Source organism: Kocuria sp., assembly GCF_030536815.1.
Taxonomy (GTDB): Bacteria; Actinomycetota; Actinomycetes; order Actinomycetales; family Micrococcaceae; genus Kocuria; species Kocuria gwangalliensis.
Genome location: NZ_JAUNPE010000292.1, coordinates 1 through 1,990, shown reverse-complemented (window position 1 = coordinate 1,990; position 1,990 = coordinate 1). Strand labels below are relative to the sequence as shown.

Annotated in this window: 4 protein-coding genes; 3 read left to right on the top strand and 1 reads right to left on the bottom strand. The window is 60.2% G+C overall.

Annotation, left to right across the window (positions count from 1 at the left end; all coding sequences use genetic code 11):
- The first annotated feature begins 143 nt into the window (after window positions 1–143).
- From Q4E95_RS13290 to Q4E95_RS13280, 3 genes are all read left to right on the top strand, one after another.
- A complete protein-coding gene (locus Q4E95_RS13290) occupies window positions 144–1,091 on the top strand; it encodes a DMT family transporter (RefSeq protein ID WP_303383753.1) in 948 nt (315 codons plus the stop codon).
- A gap of 84 nt (window positions 1,092–1,175) precedes the next feature.
- Window positions 1,176–1,433 (top strand): type II toxin-antitoxin system Phd/YefM family antitoxin, encoded by a 258-nt coding sequence (locus tag Q4E95_RS13285; RefSeq protein ID WP_303383752.1) that lies wholly within the window; start codon window positions 1,176–1,178, stop codon window positions 1,431–1,433.
- A gap of 2 nt (window positions 1,434–1,435) precedes the next feature.
- On the top strand, window positions 1,436–1,693 hold the full coding sequence (locus Q4E95_RS13280) for a Txe/YoeB family addiction module toxin (protein ID WP_303383751.1): 258 nt from the start codon (window positions 1,436–1,438) through the stop codon (window positions 1,691–1,693).
- A gap of 34 nt (window positions 1,694–1,727) precedes the next feature.
- On the opposite strand, the gene Q4E95_RS13275 is transcribed toward Q4E95_RS13280, so the two are convergent.
- The coding region (locus Q4E95_RS13275) for a hypothetical protein (RefSeq protein WP_303383750.1) at window positions 1,728–1,990 on the bottom strand (263 nt) is incomplete at its 5' end.

The following is a 1,990-nucleotide window of genomic DNA, read 5'->3' as shown; positions in this document are numbered from 1 at the left end:
TCTCCCACTCGTCACCGGCAATGGGCGGTTCGGGGCGGCCGTGCTCATCCGTTTCAATAGTCATGCTATTGCATGCTATCCGGGTGGGCTGCGGGTGCTCGGGCGATCGCCGTCGTCATGCTCGCGGATTTAGACTGAACCCGATGAAGGAAACCACCGGCGGGGTCGTCGCCATTTTGGTCACCGCGTTTTTGTGGGGCACCACCGGGACAGCGGCGACGTTTGCTCCGGACGCCGGCCCTCTCGCCATCGGCGCGGCCGCACTGGGCATCGGCGGGTTGCTCCAGGCGGCCATCGCCCTCCCCTCCCTGGGACGCGCCCGCCGAGAGCTGCGCTCCCACACGGGCATGATCGCCGCGGGAGCCGTGGCAGTGGCCATCTACCCGCTCGCGTTCTACAGCTCAATGCACTTGGCGGGTGTTGCCATTGGCACGGTGGTCTCCCTCGCCTCGGCGCCGCTGGCCTCCGGAATTCTGGAACTCATCCTCGAACGAAAGCCATTGAGCGGCTGGTGGATGGTGGCGGCTACCTTCGGCATTGGTGGTAGTGCAATGTTGTGTTTGGCCAGGGCCGATCAACCCACCGCGTCCGCCGGTGACACCATTGTCGGTATTGGGCTCGGCCTGCTCGCCGGCATTACTTACGCCCTGTATTCCTGGGTGGTCCACCGCCTGATCTCCCGCGGGATAGGGCGCGCGGCGGCTATGGGCACCGTCTTCGGGTTCGGTGGGGCGCTCCTGATGCCCGTCCTCTTCCTCACCGGCGCGCCCCTGCTCGCTTCGACAGAATCCTTCACCGTGGCCGCGTACATGGCGCTGGTCCCCATGTTCCTCGGCTATTACCTGTTCGGCCTGGGCCTCAACCGGGTCCGCCCCAGCACCGCCACAACTCTCACCCTGATCGAGCCGGCCGTCGCGGCGCTCCTGGCGGTCGTGGTGGTAGGCGAGCAACTGACGCCCCTCGGCTGGGCAGGTCTGGGTGTTCTCGCCGTCGCCCTGGTCGTCCTGGGCGTAGCGCCCACCAATACCGACGACGCCGCACCGGTCACCCCATCGCGCGAAGGCCCACCAGTGGCCACACCGCAGCTCTGACCTCCGACCAGAAACTATGGAATTTACCGGTACGAGTCTGCATAGTTAACAACGAGTGTACAATTTCTTGTACGGAGGTGTTCCATGAAAATCATAAATTATTCGGAATCACGGGCTCGCTATGCGGAGGTCTTGGATTCAGTCGTCGATGACCGGGAAGAGGTCATTGTGACTCGCTCTGGCCATGAGCCGGTCGTGATTGTCTCGTTGGACGAGTACAACTCTCTCAAGGAGACGGCCTACTTGATGCGTTCCCCAGAAAATGCACGACGGCTTTTTGATTCGATGGAGGAGCTGGAAGCTGGCCGCGGTACATCACACGACCTTGTGGATGAGAACTGATCGTGAGACTTGTCTGGTCTGAGTCGGCCTGGGAAGAATACCTATGGTGGCAGCGTCAGGACCGAAAGATCCTCAAACGGATCAACCTTCTCATCCAAGACATCACCCGAAACGGCAACGAGGGAATTGGGAAACCCGAGGCCTTGCGCTATTACTTCGCGGGATATTGGTCGCGCAGAATCACAGAAGAACATCGTCTCGTATATAAAGTGACGAGAGACGAAGCCTTGATTGCTACATGTAGGTACCATTACGGGTAGCTTGAGACGCATTGGGATCTAATGATTGTCTACGCTATTTCTGATCGGCCCCTCGGTTGAGGAGAACGTAGAAGAGCAAACCGGCGGTGATCAAGATTGCAAAAACGATCGATGAGACTATGTCGTTGATCGCTCCAGAGACCCGCAACATGAGGGTTCCGATTCCCAGAATGACCAGTAACAGGGCCGGGACAAACGGTCTGAGAATCACGGGAATGCCGCGCGCGGCAGCTGGACTCACCGCCCGTTGATTGGTTTCCATACCCCATGCCATCAGTTGCTGGCCCCCTGCGCAAG

Excerpts from the sequence above, each read along its gene's own strand:
- Q4E95_RS13290 (WP_303383753.1), top strand. The coding sequence starts at position 144 with ATGAAGGAAACCACCGGCGGGGTCGTCGCCATTTTGGTCACCGCGTTT.
- Q4E95_RS13285 (WP_303383752.1), top strand. The coding sequence starts at position 1,176 with ATGAAAATCATAAATTATTCGGAATCACGGGCTCGCTATGCGGAGGTC.